This window comes from Aquincola agrisoli, assembly GCF_036621135.1.
Lineage (GTDB): Bacteria > Pseudomonadota > Gammaproteobacteria > Burkholderiales > Burkholderiaceae_C > Aquincola > Aquincola agrisoli.
The window spans coordinates 1-21,319 of sequence record NZ_JAZIBG010000051.1; the positions used below are offsets into that span (position 1 = coordinate 1).

Consider the following 21,319-nt stretch of genomic DNA (forward strand, 5'->3'; position numbering starts at 1 on the left):
ACCGCGCGTTCACGGACCTCGGGGGAATACTTCGAACTTCTCATCTTGGCTCCATCATCTCAAACGAGGGAGCCTCCTGGAAATCCGGGGCGCTTCAGGGTGAGCGCGGGCTGGACTGATAGGCTGATTTGCAAAAGCGCGAACGGCAGCAGAGGGTCGGAAGCTGCCGGCGGCGGATGTCGGCCATCCGGTAGCTCAACTTGGGCGTCAGCTTCCCGGCAGTGAGCTCGCGCGGCCGACCGGCGCTGGGCGACCCTTAACAGCCGTTCGCAGTTCTACTGGCCTGCCCAACGGCCTGGCCTCCGCTCCACGCTCTCGGCTTCCACGAAGCAGCCGTTCGTGATCTCTTGGACCTGGCATCTGCATGTGCGCGCGCCTGGCCTCGGTCTCCCTTGGCCGCGGATCAGACAGCCGCAATCAAGTCACTGCACACCGTTCGACCCCGTTCGATGAGCACGACCCGGTAGACGCCTGCGCGCCCGAGCCTGAACGGCACATCAAAAGCCGTCTGCCCCACCCGTGGCGCGAGCGCGGTGTTCGAGATCTCGACATTGCTCGCCGCGTCGACCACGCTGACCGACGTCCCCTGCATCGGAACTGCCTGGAAGTCGAGCTTCGTCAAAAACTCCTGCCCGACCCGAACGACATCTTCGCTGCGCATCGACACGACCCGTCCAGATCGCCTGCTCGATGGCATCCCAGACTTGATCGTGCCGACAATGTGATCGATGGCCGCGTCGTAGTTCTGAATCGCACCGTGGAGCTGGTTGCAATGCATAACCGACGCAGGCTCATCACCGGTCAAGGGTTGCGCGAACTCGAAACCCGGGACTGTCCCATCACCGAGCGTCGGATTGCCCTGGACAGTCTCCACGGTCAGGAGCTTCTGCCCGTCCCACTGGCCTCGCGCACTGGTCCGATGGGTGCTCGCCTGAATCACATGAATCGGCACGCCCTTCGCGCCGAGCTCGCGTCGCTTCCTTGCCGCGCCATTGCATTCCTCGTGGAATGCGAGCCCGACCTCCTTGACGCGCTTCGGGTCCAGCATGCCCCCGCTCGGCAAGGCAGAGTCCCCGAGCGTCGCAAAACCCGATCCCGTCGCCAGACACGGGTAGGTCGGCATCAGCTGGTAGACACTGTCGAAGGAGGCGACGGTTTCAGTCAGGCCGGCGGTGAGCATGCCGTTGACGATGCGGCTGAGCGCTACGAAAGAGCCTTGGTAGGGTGTCCCGAGCGAGAAGATGCAGCGGAACATAGCGTGGGCGCCTAGCACCTCGGCCGCATATCGCGCCACGAGGCCGCCCATCGAGTGGCAGATGAGCACGACCCGCGCATCTGCGTTACCGGACTTCGCCTGCCAGGCGCTCAGCCACTCTCGGCAGCGGTCCCGCAGCAGTCGCGCCGAGATGCGGTTGTCCCGGCGCCAGTCGTAGGCGAACTCGAAGTAGTTCTCGCCGGGTTTCGCTCCGAGCTCCCGGGTCAGCCCGTCCCTCAGTTCGGTATAGCCATCGAGCTTCCAGAACCCGGGAATCAGCGTCGTGGAGTCGAACAGCTTACCCACAGTGACCGGCGCGGCTGCGTTGCTGTCGCGAAGATGCGCCAAATCCAGATTGCCGGCCTGCAGCAGGGGCGCGAACGCCTGCGGGCTCAGGCCCCAGATAAGCTTGCCATCGCGGTACAGCGTGCTCCCCATGATGCCGGGCACCACGATGAGCAGGTCGGTGAAAGGTTTGGCGGTCTGACCCCATGCAACGCCGGCTGCGCTCAACGCCGAGGCCACAAGCAGACTGCGGCGGCCGCACAACGGTGGTCGGGGATTGAAGTAGCGGGACGAACGCTCGGTCATTCGGTGCTTTCCAAGAGAACGGTTCAGTCCCGACCGAGCCGGGAGGCGGCGCCGGACCGCTCGACTGGCGGGTCCATATCATCGGTGTACCAATTCTGGACCGCCTCGTTGGTCCCCGACACGACGAACGCACCCCAGCGCCGCGGCGCGCGCCAATCGGGCCGGGTAGGGTGCGTGCGGAAGGCGGCCTGCGCCTGAGCTAATGCCTGCGCCGGTGCAGTGCCTCGCCGCACGGCATCGTAGAAGAAGGACATGAAGGCGGCGGTCGCCTCGTCGTCCACGTCCCACAGCGAGGCGACGACGGACTTGGCGCCCGCCTGATGCGCGGCCCATTGCAAACTTGGTGCGGCCAGGCCGATGCGGTCGCTGGCGATCGAGGTGCTGCACATTGACAGGGTGGCGAGCTGTGTGCCGTTCAGGTTGAGCACCGAGAACATCAGTGCGGAGATGCCGCCGCCATGCGCCAGGCCCTGGCCTGGGCGATTCGCGTTCGCCAGGGCGACGCGCGTGCCGGTGATCGCCAGCAGCACCCGCGCCGCGTCCTCGCCACCCGAGGTCAGGCGGTCGGTGACCACATCGCGCAGGGCCTTGGACATCTGCGATTGGCTGTGGGTGCTGAGGTGCAGGATCGCCGGTCGGCGCACGCGCAGCAGTTCCAGCGCCGTCGCCTGCTCGCCGCTGTAGAGCTTCCCGCTGATGCGCTGCGCCACGACGGTCCCCTCCTGGGCCGACCAATGCAGCGGGTCGAGGGGAACCGTCCCCGGCGCCGCAGGCCCGAACGCCGGTGCGGCCAGGACGATCGGCCGGCCGCGGGTCGGCTGGGCGCGGAGCAGGTCTTCGAGCATGGTGGCGGAGGGCAGCAGTCGCACCGGGACGGTGGTCGCTGGGGCCGGCGCGTACTGACTAAGCATCACCGACCACGGCAGGGCGGGCAGGTCGCTCTCCACGCGCAGGTTTAGCAACTCCTGCGCACCCAAGTCCCCCACGGCTTGCTTGAGCAGCATGTCGTAGAGCCTCGCGCCCGCGCTTGATTCGACGAACGGTTGCGATGAGCGGTCCAGCGCCGCCAGCCACTGGCCGGCCAGTCGCTCGATCTCGTCGACGGCGCCCACGCGCCGGACGGATACGACCCGTTGGTCGCGAACGACGATGGCGGCCACTTGGGGGTGTTTCAGGTTCTCGGGGCTGCATTGGCCATCCTGCAGCATCGGGGCGTAGCTCAGCAGGTGCACTAGCGATGTAGGCAGCTCGATCTTGCGGTCAGGGCGGCTCGGGATGGTCCTGCCCAGGGTTGGGCCGTAGACCGAACGGCGCTTCAGACTTCCGCCACGGCTGTCGTTGACCCAGGCACTGTCCAGCAACTGGCTGATGCGTTCGGGGCGGTTGGACATCAGCACCCGCTCAGCTGCGGCAGCGTCGAGCAACGCGAGCTGGCGGTCGGCGTAGCTCCTCGACACCGCGGGACGCGGCAACACGTCCTCGGACCGGTTCTCGAGGTCCTGGAGGGCGGCGTAGTGCAGCGATGCGGCTTCGGGCTTGCCCGCTTCGAAGGCCCGCACGACCCACTCGATCAACATGTCGCGTTCGCCCGACAGGCCGCGTGCCCGGTTCAGGCGATCTTGCCAGGTGTCGCGACGCAGTGCCGTGTCCAGTTGCAGCTTGGTCGTCGCGAGACCTGCATAGTGGTTGAGTGAGTCGTCCGGGTCGGCGGCGCAGAGCCTGTCGTCCAAGGCCACGAGGTCCGTCAGCAGTTGCTGCAGCACGCCGAGTTCGGCCGACGACACGGCGGCGGGTCGGTCGAGCGCGCGCAACACGGCGCGGCTAGCGGCGTTGCCACGAGGCGCGTCTGCGCCGGCGTAGGTCTGCAGAGTCGACACCATGTCGGCCCTAGCTGCCTCCGGCACACGCAGCGTCTTGACCCGTGCAGCCGTCACCGCAGCGATGAGCGCGTGAAGCGGCTGCAGATCTGCTGGCACCTGGAGCATCCGAACGCGCTCGTTCGTCGCCTGCAGGGCCTGCTCTCGCTCCAGGCCGCTCTGGATCCGGCTCATCTGCAGCAGCAAGGCCAGGGTGCGCGGTGGTGGGCTCGGCTGCCAGAATCCCCAGGCCTCCTCGTACCTGGCCAGTGCATCGTCGGTCTTGCCGAGCGCCTCGGCCAGGCTCGCGAGGGTTTCCAGCCACAGGGCCTGGTCGGGCCGAGTCCACTTTGTGCCGATGGGCGGTGGCGTCCATCGCTTGTCGGCGGCGATCTTCTCCGCAGCGCTTGGGTCACCGCCCGCGACCAAAAACTTGATCTGCGCTGCGGCGACACGGGAGCGGTCGTCCGGACCTAGCGGCACGTTCCCACGAGACACTTGGTCGAAGGCGTACGCCACGTGCGCCGGTTGGTAGTACCGATCCGTCGCCCCCAGTTCGTCGAGCCATTTCGAGACGTTCGTGCCGGGTCGGAACGGGGTCGAGGCGGACATCATGGGTTCAGCGACCGGTGCTGCGGGAGCCGACGGGTTGAAGGTCGCGACATCGTCGACCAGCGTGCGCAGAGCGCGTTCTAGGCGTGGGATGTCGCGTTGACGGAAGGGGCGGGTCCACGCGTCGTCGCGGGCCGCAGCCGAAGGCCTCGCCGTCAAGGTCTTCAGCGCATCGATGCTCGCCTGTGCCTCTGCGACTTCCGACGTCGCCAAGTGCAACGCAGCCTGCCGGACCAGCAGCTTGGCGCGCCACGGGGCCATCTCGGCCGAGGTGGCCGTGTAGGTCAGTGCTTCGCGTAGCGTGGTGCGCTGCTCGGGCAGCCGGTCGATGTCGCCGAGGTACTCGATGAGGTCTGCCCATTCGGTGACGAGTTCATCCCTGGTCTCCGCGTCGACCGTGGACTTAGCGGCGCGTGTGGCTTCCTCGAGCGAACGGCGCAACCAGTGAGCTCGCTCTTCGGCCAGCTCCAAGGTGTTGGCTCGGGCGAGCAGGCTGCTCGGGATGCTGATGTGAAGGGGAACGGCAGTGTGGTCCCGCGCTTCAACGGTGGCGATGGTTCGCAAGGCTTGCTCGCCCCAATCACGAGCCAGCTGCGGATCGTCCGCCATCACGTAGCGCGCAAGACGACCGCGCAACTGCGCCAGGTTCGCGGACTCTGCGCCATAGCGGATGTGAGACGCCTCGATGGCTGCGTTGGCGAGCAGGAGTCCTTGCGAACGGAGCCTTCGGTTGAAGGCAACCTTGGTCAAGTCGGACACGACCCAGTGGGCTCGCAGGCCTTGCACGGCGGCCGCACGATCGAGGCGGGTCCCATCGAGTTTGGACGCCGCGTCCAACGCGCCTTCGATGTCGGCTTTGGGAGCCTCGTCGTGGATCGCCCAGACGGCAGCGGACAGTGTGAGGGCATCCTGAACAGGTTCGGTCGTGCCCGTCACCGCCCGGGCATCTCGCAACAAGGCCGCTACCTGTTGTGGGTCCGTGGTGCTCAGTGTCGACCACGCTTGGAGGCGGCACAGCTGCGTGAGGACCCGAGCGTCCGGTGTGGTCAACGTGCGTCCCAGGCGCTGCAAAGCATCGGCGAGCCGCCTGACTTCGGTGGGGTTGTCCTCGCGCGCCTTGTCGATCAGTTTCGTGCAGGCCGATGCCGCTTCGTCCGAGTGGAACGCGCTGGTCCAATCGGCTGCACGCGCGTCGGAGACAGAAAGCGATGCCCCACATGCCAGAGCCGATGAGATCACCATGACTTGTAGGCACAACCGCGTAGCTCGCATGTACTTCGCTCCCGAGTCGACCCGGAAGGTATGTTAGGCCAAGGAGGGCTCCGGCGGGCCGCTTGGAGAGCGGTAGCGCGTCAAGCGAGACGGTGGAGGCAGCCTAACACCGTCCGCCTTACGCCCAGCCCCCGATCGCTCACTTCTGGCCGGGTCGAGCCGACGCCGAGCCTCGGTAGCTCGCCTGGAACCTGTCGTTCGCCTTGGTTTAGGGGCCCGGAAAGAGGTCGCGACCTGTGGGACCGCCCATGGGACCGCCCATGGCCAGGCTCGACCGCCGAGGCGACGCCAACGAGCGGTTCCGATGCGTCAGACAGCGGTCAGTGAAATACCTGGTTGACCGCTCCGTGCAAGTTTGCGGGCGTTCGCCATCGCTCGCCGAGCGGCGCTAGACGACCCTGAGCGGACCCTGGCGCGGCTCAAAAAGGCAGGAAAGTCTTATGAACTCAAAGCACTGCTTCTCACCTTGACGCCTCCTGGAACAGGTGACGGTTGCAGACCTGTCCGCGTCCGCAGGCTTTCCGCGTTCAACTCAGCGCCTGCCGGGCGAGACGCGCTACGGCCAGCTCATTGTTGGCCGCGTCACGCTCCCCGTCCTCCAAGAACCAAGCGGCCGACAGCGCTGCATGGGCCATTACCCACTGGAGCAGGCGATAGCGTTCCAGTCCGGCGGCGTCAACGACAATGTCAACCTGCTTAGCAAAACGCATCGGGTCGATGCAGGTCTTCAGATCGGGGTTGCAAAGCACGTTCACGTAGTCGTAGCAACGCTCGCCCGTCACGCGCTTGGGATCAATTGCCAGCCAGCCGCGTTCGCCGAAATCGAGGATGTTGTTATGGTGGGCATCACCGTGTAGCACCACGTGCTCGCGCTGCGAGCCCAGTAGCGCTTCCGCCACCACCGCGCACTCGGCCATCAAGCCGCCTTCGCGTTGAGCCATTGACGCCAGCGACTTGAAGAAATGCGTTAGCGGCAAGAGTTCACTCGGAGATGGCGATGGCCGATTCGCATGTAGCCTACCGATAGTGCGGCATACGATGCTTGTGGCTGCGTCGTCCTCACCTTCTAGAGCCATGTTCAGCAGGTTTCCCAAGCCGGTAGCACGCTCCATCAGCAGAACGCCTGCAACTTCGTCATAGGCATAAATGCGTGCCGCGCCGTCGCCATCCCACCAGCGCATCACTTGGCCGCCGATCCGCTCGTCGATGTGCCGCGCGATTTTGATCATCGCCGGGCGTCCGTCCGAATGCCCGGAAAGACGGACCGGAAGCAGGTGGCCGGCATGGGTGGCGAAGGGCTCGCCGTCCGGCTGCGCGCTCCAGCGTTCGAGGTAGGCCTCGAATAGGTTAAGGTTGGACATGCAGTTGAGTTGTTGGTTGGTCCAATGTAAGGATCATCGTTGGGCACATCGAATGTCATATTCTGGGCGACAGTACCCGCTGCAATGCGCCTATAGCAGCCCTCCCTGGACGCGGGCCTTATTATTTCGCCATGATGGAAATTTCGCGCGTCTCCAATGAAGACGCCCCAAGTTGGACCACAGCGGACCGAAGCCTTCTCGTTGAGCAAATCGGGAGCCCTCGCTTCGAAGGCAGCAAGCTGACATTGGAAGCAGCGCAAGTGGACCCATTCCTTAAGAGCTACACCCTCGATGCGCCTTCGGAAGCCGAATGCCATGTAGCCTTTTTTCGGGATCAACCTGCTGGTGAACTTCGATGTGGGCCGCATTGGAACGGCTATCTCTACGTACATGACTTGGTCGTCGGGGTTGCCTTCCGCGGTCAAGGAGTTGGCAAGGCGCTTGTTCGGCATGCCACTGAACGCGCCAAGAGCTTGGGGCTTTACGGCGTGACACTGGAGACGCAGAACACGAACATGCCTGCCTGCCGCCTGTACGAGCGCTGCGGCTTCGTGCTGGGCGGGTTCGACCGGCTTCTTTACCAAGCCCTGACGCCAACTTCTACCGAGGCCGCGCTGTTTTGGTACTGGACCCCGGACTAGCAGGTGACGAGGGCATGAACGCCCGCTTCTGGCCGGGTGTGTGAGTTCGCCGACCCATTGCCGAACGTCGGCTTCGCACTGCGAACGGGGCACCGAGCCCCTCGGCCCGGCGACCGAGACCCGCAAGCCCCGGTCATTCCGGCCTGCCAGAGGCAGGCGCTGACCGTCGATGCCGACAGCCTCGCCGAAGATGATGCCATCCAGTCGGCGCGTAGCGCGGTCCCGGCGGCGACTTGACGCTCGAAATCGTCGGTTCAATCGCAGGCACCGGCGGCTAAATTGCTCCCACGGTGAGCGCGTCCTCGTCAGAGCAACAGACCCGCAATGCTCGCCGCCCTTGGAGAGCGTCATGCACACGAAGTCCCTCGCGGTTCTCCCCGCGCATCCGGGATCGGCCCGCGGTCAAGGTGTGCTGCGGCAGGGTGTCGTCGCCTTGTTCGCGGTGCTCACGCTCCTGCCCACGCCGGCGCGCGCAGTCGATGGCTGCCTGGTGTTGCTGTGCCTGGCCGCGCCAAGCTGGCGTGCGATCCCTCAGTGCGTGCCGCCGGTCAAACAACTCTTCCGCGATCTCGCGCGCGGCAAGCCGTTCCCGACATGCAGCATGTCGGGCGCAGGCAACAACGCCAACCACACTTGGTCGAACGCGCCGACGTTCTGCCCGCCGCAGTACACCCGAGTGTTCGACAGCGAGAGCGCGCCGGTATACCAGTGCGACTACAGCGGCGCCATCTCGGTGTCGATCAACGGCGCCGCGTTCTCGCGCACTTGGTGGAGCTTCGGCGGCGACTCGGTGACCGAGTTCAGCCCGGCCGCCAAGACGCAGCTCGGCACCTGGGACACGCGCTTCGACGATGACTACGCCACGTGGCTTGCGTCGCTGCCGCCTCCTGCGCCGGACATGCCCTGAGCGAGGTCGACGTGGACGCCGCTGTCTTCTTCGCGCTCGCGCTGGCCTGCGCGCCGCAGGTCCATCCCGACACCGCCCGCGCTATCGCCAGCGTCGAGAGCGGCTTCAACCCGTACGCCATCGGCGTCGTCGGCGGTCGGCTCGAACGGCAGCCACGCACACGAGCGGAGGCTCTCGCGACCATCGCGGCGTTGCGGCAAGCCGGCTGGAACTACAGCGTCGGCATCGCGCAGATCAACGTCGCCAACTTCGGGCGCCTTGGCCTCACGCCGCGGACTGCCCTCGACCCGTGCACCAGCTTGACGGCACTGCAATCCGTGCTCGGCGAGTGCTACGCGCGGGCTTCATCGACCGGCGCGGCGCAGATCGCTCTGCGTCAGGCCTTGTCCTGCTACTACAGCGGCAATTTCACGACCGGCCTGCGTCACGGCTACGTGCACAAGGTCGTCCGCGCATCGGTTGCCGGTTCCGCTCTCTCCAACCGCAAGGAGCGTCTGTGAAAAGCCTGTCTCGCTTCAACCGCATGAGCGCGCGGGCACGCGGGGTCGCCGCGACGCTCGGAATGGCGCTCTGTGCGTGGGCGCCCCTGCTCACCCACGCCCAGGGCTTCGACAAGATCAACACGACGGTCACCAACGTCAACGCGATCCTGGTAACGATCTCGATCGCGGTGGTGACGATTGCGATCATCTGGGCCGGCTTCAAGATGATCTTCCAGGGTGCCCGCCTGGCCGACGTGGCGAACGTCTTGATCGGCGGCACGCTGGTCGGCGGGGCCGCGGCTTTCGCCAGCTACATCGTCACCTGAGGCACGGCATGACGATGCTCGGCGAAGCCATCTACAAGGGCGCGACCCGTCCGGCTATGAAGCTGGGCATCCCGCTCGTGCCGCTGGTGATTCTGTTCGGCACCGGCATGCTGCTCGTCATGTGGGGCGGCATCTTCCTGAGCTGGTGGGTCGCGTTAGCGGTGCTGCTAGCGGTCTTCCCGGCGCTGGGATGGATGCGCTACGTCACCGCGAAGGACGACCAGCGCTTCCGGCAGATGTTCATCGCGACCAGGCTGCGGCGGCACGACCGCAACCGGCGCTTCTGGAAGGCGCGCAGCTATGCGCCCACCTTGTTCTGTGGAGTCTGCGATGCTTGGCACGTCTAGAGCCTCCAACTCTGCTGCTGCGTCTCCCCGGCCCCGGTCGTCGCCGCGCTACTGGCAGCAAGCGCAGCGCGAGAACCCGCTCGCGCGCTTCGTCCCGTTCTCTTCGCTCGTCAGCCCGTACGACGTGATCACCCGCGGCGGCGATTACCTGCGGGTCTGGCGGCTCGACGGCGTGCCGTTCGAGTGCGCCGACGAGCACCTCATCGCCGAGCGTCACGAGGCGCTTTGCAGCCTACTGCGCAACCTCGCCGGCGGCCAGTGGGCCGTCTGGATGCATCGGCTGCACCGGGTGGTTCACGAGGAACTGGAGCATCCGCGCGAGCCGGGCTTTGCGCGCGACCTCTCGATGGCGTACCAAGCCCGCCCCGGCCGGCACCGGATGATGGCCAACGAGTTGTACCTGACGCTCGTCTACCGGCCAAACGTATCGCGCGTGAGCCGGGCACTGCAGTCGCGGCAGCGCTCGCGGGAGGCGATCGATGCGGCGCAGGCCGACGCGCTGCGCGTCATGGGAGAGCGCTCGGCGCTCGTCGCACGGGTGCTTCGAGGTTTCGGTCCCGAACTGCTGGGCGTGCGCGAGCAAGGCGGACGCCGGTACTCGGAAGTTGCCGAGTTCCTGGGCCATCTGGTCAACGGTTGCAGGCGCCCGATCCCGATGACCGCCGGCCCGCTGTACCGGATCCTCCCCACCGCGCGCCTGTCCTTCGGCGGCGACAAGCTCGAACTGCGGCACGGCGATGGCCGGCGCTACGCCGCTCTCGTCGACATCAAAGAGTACGCCGACGCGGTGCAGCCCGGCATCCTGAACGCGCTGCTGTACGAAGCCAGCGAGTTCATCGAAACGCAGAGTTTCTCGGTTCTGCCGCGGCGTGAGGCAATGCGCGCCCTCGAACTGCAGCGCGACCAGCTGATCGCCGGCGACGACGTGGTGGCGAGCCAGGTCGCCGAGATGGACGTGGCGCTCAACGAGCTCGGCGACGGCCAGTTCTGCATGGGCGAGTACCACTACAGCCTGGTCGTCTTCGGAGACGACGTTTTGGATGCCGGCCGACGTGCTGCGCAGGCCATCGGCGCGATCGGCGAAGCGTCGAGCCTGCAGATGTCGCCGGTGGACCTGGTCGCCGACGCGGCCTGGTTCGCGCAGATGCCGGGCAATTGGCAATGGCGACCGCGGGACGCGAAGCTGTCGTCGCGCGCCTTCGCGGCGCTGGCGGCCGGCCACAACTTTGCCCGCGGCAAGCGCGATGGCAACCCCTGGGGCGAGGCGCTCGCGCTGATGCGCACGCCCTCCGGGCAGCCCTTCTATCTGAACCTGCACGCCAGCCGGGAGGGCGAGGACTCGGCCGACAAGAAGCTGCCGGGTAACACGCTGATCATCGGCTCCACCGGCGTCGGCAAGACGACGCTCGAGATGTTCCTGCTGACGCTGACGCGCAAGTGGGACCCGGCTCCGCGGCTGGTGCTCTTCGACCTGGACCGCGGCTGCGAGATCGCGATGCGCGCGCTGGGCGGGCGCTACCTGGCGCTCGAAGCCGGCAAGCCCACTGGCTGCAACCCGCTGCAGCGCGAGCCGACTCCCGCGCGGCTGCAATTCTGGGAGCAGTTGATCCGGACGTGCATCGAGACACCGGCGCTGCCGTTGATGCCAGCCGACGAGCGGGCCATCGCCGATGCGGTCAGAGCGGTTGCGATGATGCCGACGGCCCTGCGCCGGTTCTCGACGGTGCGGCAGAACCTGCCGAAGGCGGGTGAGAACAGCCTCTACGAGCGGCTCGGCCGCTGGTGCCAGGGCGGCGCGCTCGGGTGGGTGTTCGACATGGCCGACGACCGGCTCGGCGCGCTGGCCCGGGCTTCGGTCATCGGCTTCGACACGACCGAGTTCCTCGACCTGCCCGAGGTGCGTACGCCGGTGATGCTCTACCTGCTGCAGGTGATGGAAGAGGTGGTCAACGGCGAGCGGCTCATTTACGTGATCTCCGAGTTCTGGAAGGCGCTCGACCATCCGATCTTCAGCGACTTTGCCAAGCAGAAGCAGAAGACGATCCGCAAGCAGAACGGCCTGGGCATCTTCGACACGCAGAGCCCATCGGATGTGCTGCGCCACCCGATCGGCCGCACGATGGTCGAGCAGAGCGTGACCAAGATCTTCCTGGCCAACCCTGAGGCGGTGCGCGAGGAGTACGTCGAAGGTTTCGGGCTCAGCGACGCCGAGTACGACATCGTGCGCAGCCTCGGTGCGCAGGGCGGCCGGCGCTTCCTGGTCAAGCAGGGGCATGCCAGCGCAATCTGCGAGTTTGACCTGTCCGGCCTCGACGACTTCGTCACCGTGCTGTCCGCGACGACCGACAACGTAGCGCTGCTCGACGACATCCGCGCACGGCACGGCAACGATCCGCAACAGTGGCTTCCCGTGCTGCTGCGCGAGGTTCAGGATCGAAAGTCCAGGAACTCGAGGAGAGTTGCATGAGGTTCGCGCGCTCAATGGTCGTCGCCGCCGGACTTGTCGTGGTAGCGGGCGCCGCATCGGCGCAAGTCGTCGAGGGCAATGAGGCCGTGCGCGTGATGCCCGATGGCACCAGGAAGGTCGAGACCCCGCCTTCGTCGGCGGCGGCAAGCAAGGCCAAGCCTTGCGCAGCGAACGTCGGATGCCACGCCGGGCCCTGGCACATGGTCGAAGCCGCCGGAGGTCTGCGCGAATGCACGGAACCGTTCGCGCGGCCGACGACGTGTCGCGAATCGACCTACGGGTCGCAGCAGCTGTCGCGGGTGTGGGTTGCGAAGCGCGGCGCGACCTGGCTCTGGTGTCAGTACCCGGACCTCAAGAAGAAGTGCGTCGACATGAACGTACGCCCACCGCTCAACCTTCCGGTCTCGGCCGTTCAGTAGCAAAGGAGATCAGCGGTGTTCACCTGGGTCGGATCGCAGCTTGATGCCGTGCTGAACACCTATGTGCTCGGCGTCGTGTCGGTGCTGATGACTGCGATCGCGCCCATCGCGCTCACCGCGCTGACCCTCTGGGTCGGCTTCTACGGCTGGGCCGTGCTTCGAAACGAAGTTTCGGAGTCCTTGCCCGTGTTCATGTGGAAGGTCTTCAAGATCGGTTTGGTCTTCGCGTTCGCGCTGCAGTCGGGCTTCTACATCAGCAACGTCGCCGACACCGCCAACGCGCTGGCGATGGGCGTGGCATCGACATTCCTGCCGGCGGCGGTCGACCCGAACACGGTGACGACGCCCTACGCGCTGCTGGACAAGTTCAACGACGACGCGAGCACGCAGGTCTCGGACATCATGAAGGAAGCCGGCATGTTCCGGCTCGACCTCGTCCTGGCGGCCGTCGTGTTCTCGATCGGCTCTGTGGTGTTCCTCTGCATCGCGCTCTTCGTCGTCACGCTGTCGAAGCTGCTGTTGACGTTCGTCATCGCCGTCGGCCCGCTGTTCGTCCTGTGCCTCGCCTGGAGGCCCACGGCACGCTTCTTTGACAGCTGGCTATCGATGGTCCTGAACGCCGTGGTCCTGACCTGGTTCGCGTTCTTTGCGCTGGGGCTCAGCACCTTCGTCGGGAACCAGATGTTCGCGGCGATTCAGGCCGGAGGCGGCTTTCTCGGTGCAACGTTCAACGTGCTTGGGGAAGCGACGCGCTACTGCGTGCTGATGTTCCTGATGGCGATCATCTGCTTCCAGGCCCCGAGCCTCGCCGCGGCCCTCACCGGCGGCGCCGTCGTGCAGCAGGGCATCCAGATGATCCAGAACGCGCTGATGGTGTCGGGCCTGCGTTCTGCATCAGCGGCACGCGCCGGAAGCGGAGCGAGCGCAGGCGGCGTCGTCCGCGCCGGGGTAGGCCTGCCCTACGCGGCCGGCCGCGCGACGGCCGCTGCTGCATCGAGCGGCAGCCGCTTCGCCGGAACGATGGCTGCCGGCGCCGGTGCCTTCGCCCGCCAGGGCTACACCGCGGCGCGCACCGCCGCCTACCGCCTTGCCGCGTTGCGCGGCCGGGCCTGATCCACCGCAAGGAGCATGCACATGCGCTTCCGCTTCAAGCTCACCGCCGCGGCCTGCCTCGTCACGGCCGCGCTCGGCACGACTCCGGCGCACGCCGGCGGCATCCCGGTGATCGACGTCGCCAACCTGATGCAGACCATTCAGCAGGTGCTCAACGACATCACCGAGATCCAGAACCAGGTTCAGCAAATCACCCAGCTGCAGGACCAGCTCAACAGCATCAACGGCTTCCGCAACCTCGGCCAGGTCTACAACAACCCGCTGCTGCGCAACTACGTGCCGGCCGAGGCCTACACGATCGTCAACGCCGTCAACACCGGCGGCTATTCGGGCCTGACCAGCACCGCGAGGGCGCTGCGCGACGCGGGCATGGTCTACAACTGCATGGACCTCGCCGGTGCCGAGCGCACGCGCTGCCAGGCCGCGCTGGCCGCCCCGTACCAGACCAAGGGCCTGCTGCAGGACGCGATGAAGTCCGCGGCCGGGCGCCTGGCGCAGATCAACTCGCTGATGGGCCAGATCAACGCCACCGCCGACCAGAAGGCGGTGCAGGAGATCCAGGCCCGCATCGGCGCCGAGAACGCATTGCTTGCCCACGAAGTCTCGCAGGTGCAGATGCTGCAAGGCATGGCCGACAGCGAAGAGCGCATCGCCCGCTCGCGCGACCGTGAGCGCCAGTACCAGATGCTCGGCCGCACCGGCAAGGTCGCCGACTACCTGCCGTAGCGGAGTAGCTTCATGAGTGCCGTCCTGACGGCCGGCGGCAAGCCGGCCGAAGCCGCTGCATTGCCCGATGCGCCGCCCCGCGCGGCCGAGGCTGACGACGAGTTCGCGACGAACCGCTCGTGGGAGCTGGATCGCGCGCTGATGCTCGAACGCTCCGAGCAACGGGCATGGCGCGTCGCGATCGCCGGGATGTTGCTCGGCCTGATCGGCCTCGCGGCTGTCTTCGTGCAGGGCCCGCTGCGGCGCGTCGTCGAGATCCCGATCGTCGTCGACCGAGTCACCGGCGAGGCGACGATCCAGCAACGCCTGTCGGTCGAGACCATCCCGCCGATGGAGGCGCTCGACAAGCACAACCTCGCCACCTTCGTGCGCGCCCGAGAGGGCTACAGCTGGATGTTCCTGCAGCGCGACTTCGACCAGGTGGCGCGCATGGCCGTTCCGGCCGTCTTCGGCGACTACAGCCGCCAGTTCGAGGGCGACGCGGCCTTGCAGAAGAAGCTCGGCGCCGGCGAGGACTGGCGGATCCACGTCGTCAGCGTGCGCCTCGCCGCCACCGGCCGGGCTGGCAACAAGGGCGAAGCTCAGGTCACCTACGACAAGGTCGTGCGCCTGACGGACCGCAACCTGCCCCAAGTGACGACGCGCCACGTGGCGAGCGTGGTCTACGAGTACCAGCCGAAGGTCCTCGCCAAGGAGAAGGACCGCCTCGAGAACCCGTTCGGCTTCGTCGTCGTCGCCTACCGCTCCGATCCCGAAATCAACACCGCGGTGCCGGGAGCGAAGCCGTGAAGTCCGCCGGCCTTCTGCTGATCTGCGCCTGCGCGATACCCGCCGCGGCGCAGGTACCGGCTGCGCCCCCAGCAGCCGACCCGCGCCTGCGAGAGGTCGTCTACGACCCGAGGGCCATCGTCACCGTGCCCGTCAAGCGCGGTGTCGTCACGCTGGTCATGCTCGCCGCCGACGAGGTCATTACCGACGTGGCGGCAGGCCTCGGCGGTGACTGCGCCAAGCCCGAATCGGCCTGGTGCGTCGCGGCCCAGCCGGGCGGCCGCAACCTCTTCGTCAAGCCCAAGAGCACGGCAAGCGCCGCGAACAACCTCGCGGTCGTCACCGACCGACGCACGCATGCGCTGCGCTTCGTCGTGCTGCCGGACGGCGACCCGAGGCAGCCCGTCTACCGGCTTATCGTCAAGGCGCCAGTGACGAAGGCAGTCACGCCGCCACCGAGTGCCGCTGCCGACGCGGAGCTGCTCCGGGCACTGACCACGCTACCGTCCGCGCACGAAGCGCCGAACGTGCAGCAGTTGATCGCCGAGCGCCTCCAGGCCAGAGCGCAGGTGCTGAACACGAACTACTCGATCGCCGAGGGCGAGCATTCCGAAGACATCGTGCCGACGCTGGTCTTCGACGACGGCCGCTTCACCTACCTCCGGTTCCCGGGCAACCGCGAAGTACCTGCGGTGTTTCACGTGCTCGGCGACGGCAGCGAGACGCTCGTCAACGCGCGAATGGAAGACGACCTGCTTGTCGTCGACCGGGTGAGCCGCCGTCTGATGCTGCGTGCCGGCTCAGCCGTCGTCGGGCTGTGGAACGAAGCCTTCGACCTTGACGGCGTGCCGCCAGCGGGAGGGACCACGGTGCCCGGCGTGCAGCGAACGATGAGACAGCCGGCGGTCACCGCTGGGTCGCGCAATGGCGAAGCAAGCGGAGCGAGGCCATGACCAAGCGAGACGATCGGACCGACGAATTCCCGGACGGCGCGGACTCGATCTCGCCGCTCCCCGGTGAAGCTGGCATCCCGAACGTCGCGCAGCGGCAGAACATCTCGATCTCCAAGAAGAGCCTACTGGCAGTAGCGCTCTTGATCCTGTCACTCGTGGTCGTCGCCGCCTTCACGATCCAGCGCTTCGCGTCGAGCGGTAGGAAGCCCGCAGAGGACGCCACGAAGCTGGTCAGCAATCGGCCAGCGGCGACATCGACCGAGTCGCGCCGGCTCGAAGTGCCGATCCCCGCGGCGGCGGCCAGCACGCCCGTGAGCCCACGCATCCCGGCCATCGTGCCGACCGCCGAGGAGCTGGCCGAGCCGATCGGTGTGCGGCGCACAAGTACAGCGGCACCCGCAGGCGGGAACACCAAGGTGGTCCCTCCGGAGGATGCACCCGTGCTGCTGGTCTCCACCCGACCCGGCACGCCCGGCGTGACGAAGTCCACCCCGGCGCCGAGTCGCGAGCCGACGACTTCCGCGCCGGCGGAAGCCGCGGCACCCGACCCGCGCGATCCGATCGCCAGCACCGCGCGCAATCTGCAGGCCTATCAGCACCAGCTACAGGGCCTGATGGATAGCCTGACGCGCACGACGGCCGCGGCGACGGGTCAGGCCACGGGCACCGCCCCGACGGGGGCACTCCTTGGCGGGCAGTCACTCGCGGGCGGACCGTTCACTGCGCAGCCGCCAGTGGCCGGCCTCTTCGGCGGCCAGCTCCAGGGCTCGGCCACGCCGCGCGCTGCCGCGTCGATGCTCGGCAACCGCAGCCTCACGCTGCCCAAGGGCACGGCCTTCACCTGTGCGCTGAAGACGAAGGTGATCAGCGCAGTGTCCGGCCTCGTCGGCTGCCAGGTGCAGCGAAACGTCTACAGCGACGACGGCCGCGTGCTGCTGATCGAGCGCGGCTCACACCTCGACGGCGAGTACCGCATCGCATCGGTCCGACCCGGCACCGTGCGCATCCCCGTGTTGTGGACGCGCATCCGCACGCCGCACGGCGTGACGGTGGACATCGACTCGCCGGGTACTGGCCAGTTCGGCGAGTCTGGGATCGACGGGCACGTCGACAACCGCTGGCCCGAGCGCATCGGCGCGGCGATGCTGCTGTCGCTGATCGACGACTCGGTCAAGTTGATCATCCAGAACCAGGCCAACGAGAGCAACGCCGACACGATCGTGCTGCCCTCGACGACGGCCAACACCAGCAAACTCGCCGAGAAGGTGCTGGAAAGCACCGTCAGCATCCCGCCGCTGATCTACCGCAACCAGGGCGGCATCGTCGGCATCTACGTCGCTCGCGACGTGGACTTCTCGTCGGTGTACGAGCTGCAGGCGGTGCAGCGATGAATGGCCGCTCGATGGAGCACGAGACGAGCGACGCCGATGCTTGGCGCGGCGACGCCACCTCGGTGATCGAGTTCCTGCGCCCCTTGCGCGAGCAGCTCGATGCCGACGGCGTGCTCGAGGTCTGCCTCAACCGGCCGGGCGAACTGCTCGTCGAAACGGTTCGGGGATGGCGCACCGTGGCCGCGCCCGAGATGACGCTGGAGCGCTGCCTGTCGCTCGCGACCGCGGTCGCCACGTACTGTGACCAGCAGGTCAACCAGGAGTGCCCGCTGCTGTCGGCGACGCTGCCAAGTGGCGAGCGCATCCAGTTCGTGATACCGCCGGCGGTGACGCGCGGGACCGTCTCGATCACGGTGCGCAAGCCTTCGCACCTGATCAAGCGGCTCGACGACTTCGAGCGCGACGGGCTGTTCGAGCGCACCGCGACCGTCACGCGCACCGCGTCGAGCGAGCTGCTGCCCTTCGAGCAGGAACTGGTCGCGCTCAAGGAAGCGGGCCGCTACGCCGAGTTCCTGCGCCTCGCGGTGCGCCGGCACCAGACCATCGTCGTCAGCGGCAAGACCGGCTCGGGCAAGACGACCTTCATGAAGGGCCTCGTCGAGGAGGTGCCGAAGCACGAGCGGCTGATCACGATCCAGGACACCGCCGAGCTGACGCTGCCGAACCACCCGAACGTGGTTCACCTCTTCTACAGCAAGGACGCGCAGGGCACGGCCAAGGTCACGGCGAAGTCGCTGCTCGAAGCGTGCCTGCGGATGAAGCCCGACCGCATCTTCCTGGCCGAGGTGCGCGGCGACGAGTGCTTCCACTTCGTCCGGCTCGCGGCCTCCGGCCACCCGGGCAGCATCACCAGCGTGCACGCTGGCAGCTGTGCGCTGTCGTTGGAACAGATGTCGCTGATGATCCGCGAGAGCGGTGGCGGCCACGGCCTGCGCATGAACGAGATCAAGGGGCTGCTCGGCATCGTCATCGACGTGATCGTGCAGTTCGATCGCGACGAGCGCGGGCGCTTCATCTCCGAGCTGTTCTACGAGCCGCGGCGGCAGCGGCTCGGACCTTGGCGTGATTCTGACGACGCGATGGGAGCGGCAGCGTGAGCAATGTCGCCGCGCTCTCGATGGCTTCGTGGCCGTTGCCGCGCAAGGTCGCCGCGGCGGCGTTCGGGGCCTTTTGCTTCGTCGGCCTGGCCTGCGCGGCGGTGTACGTCTCAGCAGTGCTGTTCCTCGTGCTGAATAAGGCCGACCCGAGGCAGGCGCAGTTCGCGAGCATTGCCCGGTACTGGCAGCTCTATGCCGACGACCCCCGCCTGCGAAAGCGCCTGGTCGCGTCGATGGCCGTCAGCGGTGTCGGGCTGCTCATCGTGCTGCCGGCGGCGCTCGTCGCGGCGGCACGGCCCCGGCGCGCGCTGCACGGCGATGCACGCTTCGCGAGCGCGGCCGAGTTCGAGCGTGCCGGGCTCACCCGCCGGACCGGCGCTCCGAGCATCCTGGTCGGCCGCCACGGCAAGCGCTTCCTGTCGCTGCCCGGACAGCTCTCTGTCATGCTCTCAGCACCGACTCGCAGCGGCAAGGGCGTCGGCGTCGTCATCCCGAACCTGCTGAACTGGCCCGACTCGGTGGTGGTGCTCGATATCAAAGGCGAGAACTTCGACGTGACGGCCGGCTACCGGGCCACGCACGGCCAGGCCGTGTATGCCTTCTCGCCGTTCGACGAAGGCGCGCGCAGCCACCGCTGGAATCCGCTCTCGACTGTGCGCACGAGCCCGCTGCACCGAGTCGGCGACCTGCTCGCGATCGGGCAGGTGTTCTTCCCCAACGACGGCGGCAGCACGTCGTCGGAAGCCTTCTTCAACGACCAGGCGCGCAACCTGTTCCTCGGCATCGGGCTGTACCTGCTGGAGACGCCGGCACTGCCGCGCACGATCGGCGAGATGCTGCGCCAGTCCTCCGGCAAGGGCCAGCCGCTGAAAGACCACTTGACGGCAGCGATCCGGCAGCGGCACGAGGACCCATCTTCGTCAATGCCGCCGCTGTCCGAGGAGTGCGTCGATGCGCTGCAGCGCCTGCTGTCGAACTCCGAAAGCACCTTGTCGAGCATCGTCTCAACCTTCAACGCGCCGCTGGTGATCTTTGCGGATGCGGTGGTCGATGCGGCGACGAGCGCCGACGACTTCCGGCTCGAGGACGTACGGCGCCGGCGCATGTCGGTCTATGTGCGCATCCCGCCGAACCGGCTGGCCAACGCCCGGCCGCTGCTGAACCTGTTCTTCTCGCAGCTTGTGAGCCTGAACACGCGCACGCTGCCGACGCAGGACAAGACGCTGTCGATGCAGTGCCTGCTCGTCAATGACGAGTTCGCGGCGATGGGCCGCGTCGGCATCATCAGTTCGGCCGCCGCCTTCCTCGCCGGCTACAACCTGCGCCTGCTCACCGTTGTGCAGGCGATGTCGCAGCTCGACGCCGTCTACGGCGAGAAGGAAGCCCGGACCTTCGCGACCAACCACGGGCTGCAGATCCTGTACGCGCCGCGCGAGCAGCGCGACGCCGACGAGTACAGCGCGATGCTAGGGCACTTCACCGAGCGCGCCACCTCGCGCGGCCGCAGCCGCTCCTTCAGCGGCCACGGGCACACGACGGTCAGCCGCAACGAGTCCGATCAGCGCCGCGCGCTGCTGCTGCCGCAGGAGTTCAAGGAACTCGGTTCGGAGCGGCTCGTGGTCGTGATGGAGAACTGCAAGCCGATCCTCGGCGAGAAGATCCGCTACCACCGAGAGAAGGTCTTCAAGGCCCGACTGCTGCCGCCGCCCGAGGTGCCGGCGATGGACATGGAGCTGCACTTCGCGCGCGTGCAACGGCGCTGGTCGTTGGCGCCGGATGAGATCGGCGACGACGAGAAGCTTCGGATGGAGCAGCTTGCGCTCGATCCGGCGAGGCTGCCGGACTTCGCGTCGGCCTTGACGGAGTTCGACATCCGGTCGAGCGTGAACCGATTCTTCGAGGCGACGCTGGTGTCGGGCGTCGTCGAGCGGGTGCCGGACGCCGAGGCCGGCGGCGCAACTGAGTCCGGCGAGACAGGCGAGCAGGACAGTGGCGCCGTGGACCGCGAGCCGCGGAACCCGAGCCGGCACGACACGACGAGGTGACGCCATGAAGAGAACGACCGCCCTTCTTCCCTGGCTGCCGTGGTTGCTGCTGATGTCCTCCTGCAGCACGCCGCCGAAGCCACCGACCGTCGACGAGTCGCGCAGGCGCCCCGCGAACACCGCGATGGCGGTGGAGCTGCAGTCATGCCGAAGCGACCTCGAGAACACGCGCATCCTCGCGGCCGAGAGCGTGCGCAGCACCGAGGCGAACAGCCAGGCGATGGCGCGCATGGTCGCTCAGCAGCATCTGCTGGCGCGCAGCATCGAAGCCCGGTCGGCACCGCCACGCAACCTGCTCGTGCCGGTGCTCTTCGCGTTCGGCAGCACGCAGGTCCATGTGCCCGAGGGCGACGTAGCGAAGATCGTCGACGAAGCGCGTAGCGCGCCGCTGGTGGTGCTGCGCGGTCGCACCGACGGCATCGTCGAGACGCCGGCGGAGAGTGCCATCGCGCGCCAACGTGCCCTCGCGGTCGAGGCCTGGCTGGTGAGCTCGGGCATCGAGCGCTCGCGCATCCGCACTACGTGGCAGCCGGTGGGCGACCACGCGGCCGACAACGCCGTCGCCAGCGGGCGCGCTCTCAACCGCCGGGTCGAGATCGAGATCTACCGCGCCGCGCCGGTCGTCGCTGCTGCGGGCAGGCTCGATGTGCCGCTCGCACGATCGGCGAGCGAGTGATCGGCGACCCCAAC

General features: G+C 67.2%; 18 protein-coding genes. 15 read left to right on the forward strand and 3 right to left on the reverse strand.

Annotation, left to right across the window (positions count from 1 at the left end; translation table 11 throughout):
• Positions 1–403 precede the first annotated feature (403 nt).
• From V4F39_RS23590 to V4F39_RS23600, 3 genes are all read right to left on the reverse strand, one after another.
• Positions 404–1,846: an esterase/lipase family protein gene (locus tag V4F39_RS23590; protein ID WP_332292537.1), complete on the reverse strand. Its 1,443-nt coding sequence runs from the start codon at positions 1,844–1,846 to the stop codon at positions 404–406.
• 23 nt (positions 1,847–1,869) lie between these two features.
• Positions 1,870–5,556: a CHAT domain-containing protein gene (locus tag V4F39_RS23595; protein ID WP_332292538.1), complete on the reverse strand. Its 3,687-nt coding sequence runs from the start codon at positions 5,554–5,556 to the stop codon at positions 1,870–1,872.
• A 557-nt stretch (positions 5,557–6,113) separates the two neighbouring features.
• Entirely contained in the window at positions 6,114–6,947 is an 834-nt protein-coding gene (locus V4F39_RS23600) for an aminoglycoside phosphotransferase family protein (protein WP_332292539.1), read from the reverse strand.
• A gap of 134 nt (positions 6,948–7,081) precedes the next feature.
• Here V4F39_RS23600 and V4F39_RS23605 point away from each other — a divergent pair, with 134 nt between their 5' ends.
• The 15 genes from V4F39_RS23605 to V4F39_RS23675 all read left to right on the forward strand — a co-directional run bounded on the left by V4F39_RS23605 (position 7,082) and on the right by V4F39_RS23675 (position 21,305).
• The gene (locus tag V4F39_RS23605; protein ID WP_332292540.1) at positions 7,082–7,588 is read left to right on the forward strand and encodes a GNAT family N-acetyltransferase; all 507 of its coding nucleotides are present in this window, start codon (positions 7,082–7,084) and stop codon (positions 7,586–7,588) included.
• A 349-nt stretch (positions 7,589–7,937) separates the two neighbouring features.
• The gene (locus V4F39_RS23610; protein WP_332292541.1) at positions 7,938–8,495 is read left to right on the forward strand and encodes a hypothetical protein; all 558 of its coding nucleotides are present in this window, start codon (positions 7,938–7,940) and stop codon (positions 8,493–8,495) included.
• 11 nt (positions 8,496–8,506) lie between these two features.
• Positions 8,507–8,995, forward strand: coding sequence for a lytic transglycosylase domain-containing protein (locus V4F39_RS23615; RefSeq protein WP_332292542.1), 489 nt, complete (start codon positions 8,507–8,509; stop codon positions 8,993–8,995).
• Positions 8,992–9,303, forward strand: coding sequence for a TrbC/VirB2 family protein (locus tag V4F39_RS23620; protein ID WP_332292544.1), 312 nt, complete (start codon positions 8,992–8,994; stop codon positions 9,301–9,303). Before V4F39_RS23615 ends, V4F39_RS23620 begins: the two co-directional genes overlap by 4 nt.
• Before the next feature lie 8 nt (positions 9,304–9,311).
• On the forward strand, positions 9,312–9,650 hold the full coding sequence (locus V4F39_RS23625) for a VirB3 family type IV secretion system protein (protein WP_332292546.1): 339 nt from the start codon (positions 9,312–9,314) through the stop codon (positions 9,648–9,650).
• On the forward strand, positions 9,634–12,117 hold the full coding sequence (locus V4F39_RS23630) for a VirB4 family type IV secretion/conjugal transfer ATPase (protein WP_332292548.1): 2,484 nt from the start codon (positions 9,634–9,636) through the stop codon (positions 12,115–12,117). Before V4F39_RS23625 ends, V4F39_RS23630 begins: the two co-directional genes overlap by 17 nt.
• Entirely contained in the window at positions 12,114–12,536 is a 423-nt protein-coding gene (locus tag V4F39_RS23635; protein ID WP_332292549.1) for a hypothetical protein, read from the forward strand. The genes V4F39_RS23630 and V4F39_RS23635 overlap by 4 nt, the downstream gene beginning before the upstream one ends.
• A gap of 15 nt (positions 12,537–12,551) precedes the next feature.
• Positions 12,552–13,649: a TrbL/VirB6 family protein gene (locus V4F39_RS23640; protein WP_332292551.1), complete on the forward strand. Its 1,098-nt coding sequence runs from the start codon at positions 12,552–12,554 to the stop codon at positions 13,647–13,649.
• A gap of 21 nt (positions 13,650–13,670) precedes the next feature.
• Positions 13,671–14,375: a TrbJ/VirB5 family protein gene (locus tag V4F39_RS23645; protein WP_332292552.1), complete on the forward strand. Its 705-nt coding sequence runs from the start codon at positions 13,671–13,673 to the stop codon at positions 14,373–14,375.
• A 12-nt stretch (positions 14,376–14,387) separates the two neighbouring features.
• Positions 14,388–15,164 carry a VirB8 family type IV secretion system protein gene (locus V4F39_RS23650; protein ID WP_332292553.1) on the forward strand — a complete coding sequence of 259 codons (777 nt, stop codon included), beginning with the start codon at positions 14,388–14,390 and terminating at the stop codon, positions 15,162–15,164.
• Positions 15,161–16,096 carry a TrbG/VirB9 family P-type conjugative transfer protein gene (locus V4F39_RS23655; RefSeq protein WP_332292555.1) on the forward strand — a complete coding sequence of 312 codons (936 nt, stop codon included), beginning with the start codon at positions 15,161–15,163 and terminating at the stop codon, positions 16,094–16,096. Before V4F39_RS23650 ends, V4F39_RS23655 begins: the two co-directional genes overlap by 4 nt.
• Positions 16,093–17,487, forward strand: coding sequence for a type IV secretion system protein VirB10 (gene virB10, locus V4F39_RS23660; RefSeq protein ID WP_332292557.1), 1,395 nt, complete (start codon positions 16,093–16,095; stop codon positions 17,485–17,487). Before V4F39_RS23655 ends, virB10 begins: the two co-directional genes overlap by 4 nt.
• Positions 17,484–18,584, forward strand: coding sequence for a P-type DNA transfer ATPase VirB11 (virB11, locus tag V4F39_RS23665; RefSeq protein WP_332292558.1), 1,101 nt, complete (start codon positions 17,484–17,486; stop codon positions 18,582–18,584). The genes virB10 and virB11 overlap by 4 nt, the downstream gene beginning before the upstream one ends.
• Positions 18,581–20,629, forward strand: a complete 2,049-nt coding sequence (locus tag V4F39_RS23670; protein WP_332292559.1) for a type IV secretory system conjugative DNA transfer family protein — start codon at positions 18,581–18,583, stop codon at positions 20,627–20,629. The genes virB11 and V4F39_RS23670 overlap by 4 nt, the downstream gene beginning before the upstream one ends.
• A 4-nt stretch (positions 20,630–20,633) precedes the next feature.
• Positions 20,634–21,305 (forward strand): OmpA family protein, encoded by a 672-nt coding sequence (locus tag V4F39_RS23675; protein WP_332292560.1) that lies wholly within the window; start codon positions 20,634–20,636, stop codon positions 21,303–21,305.
• Positions 21,306–21,319 lie beyond the last annotated feature (14 nt).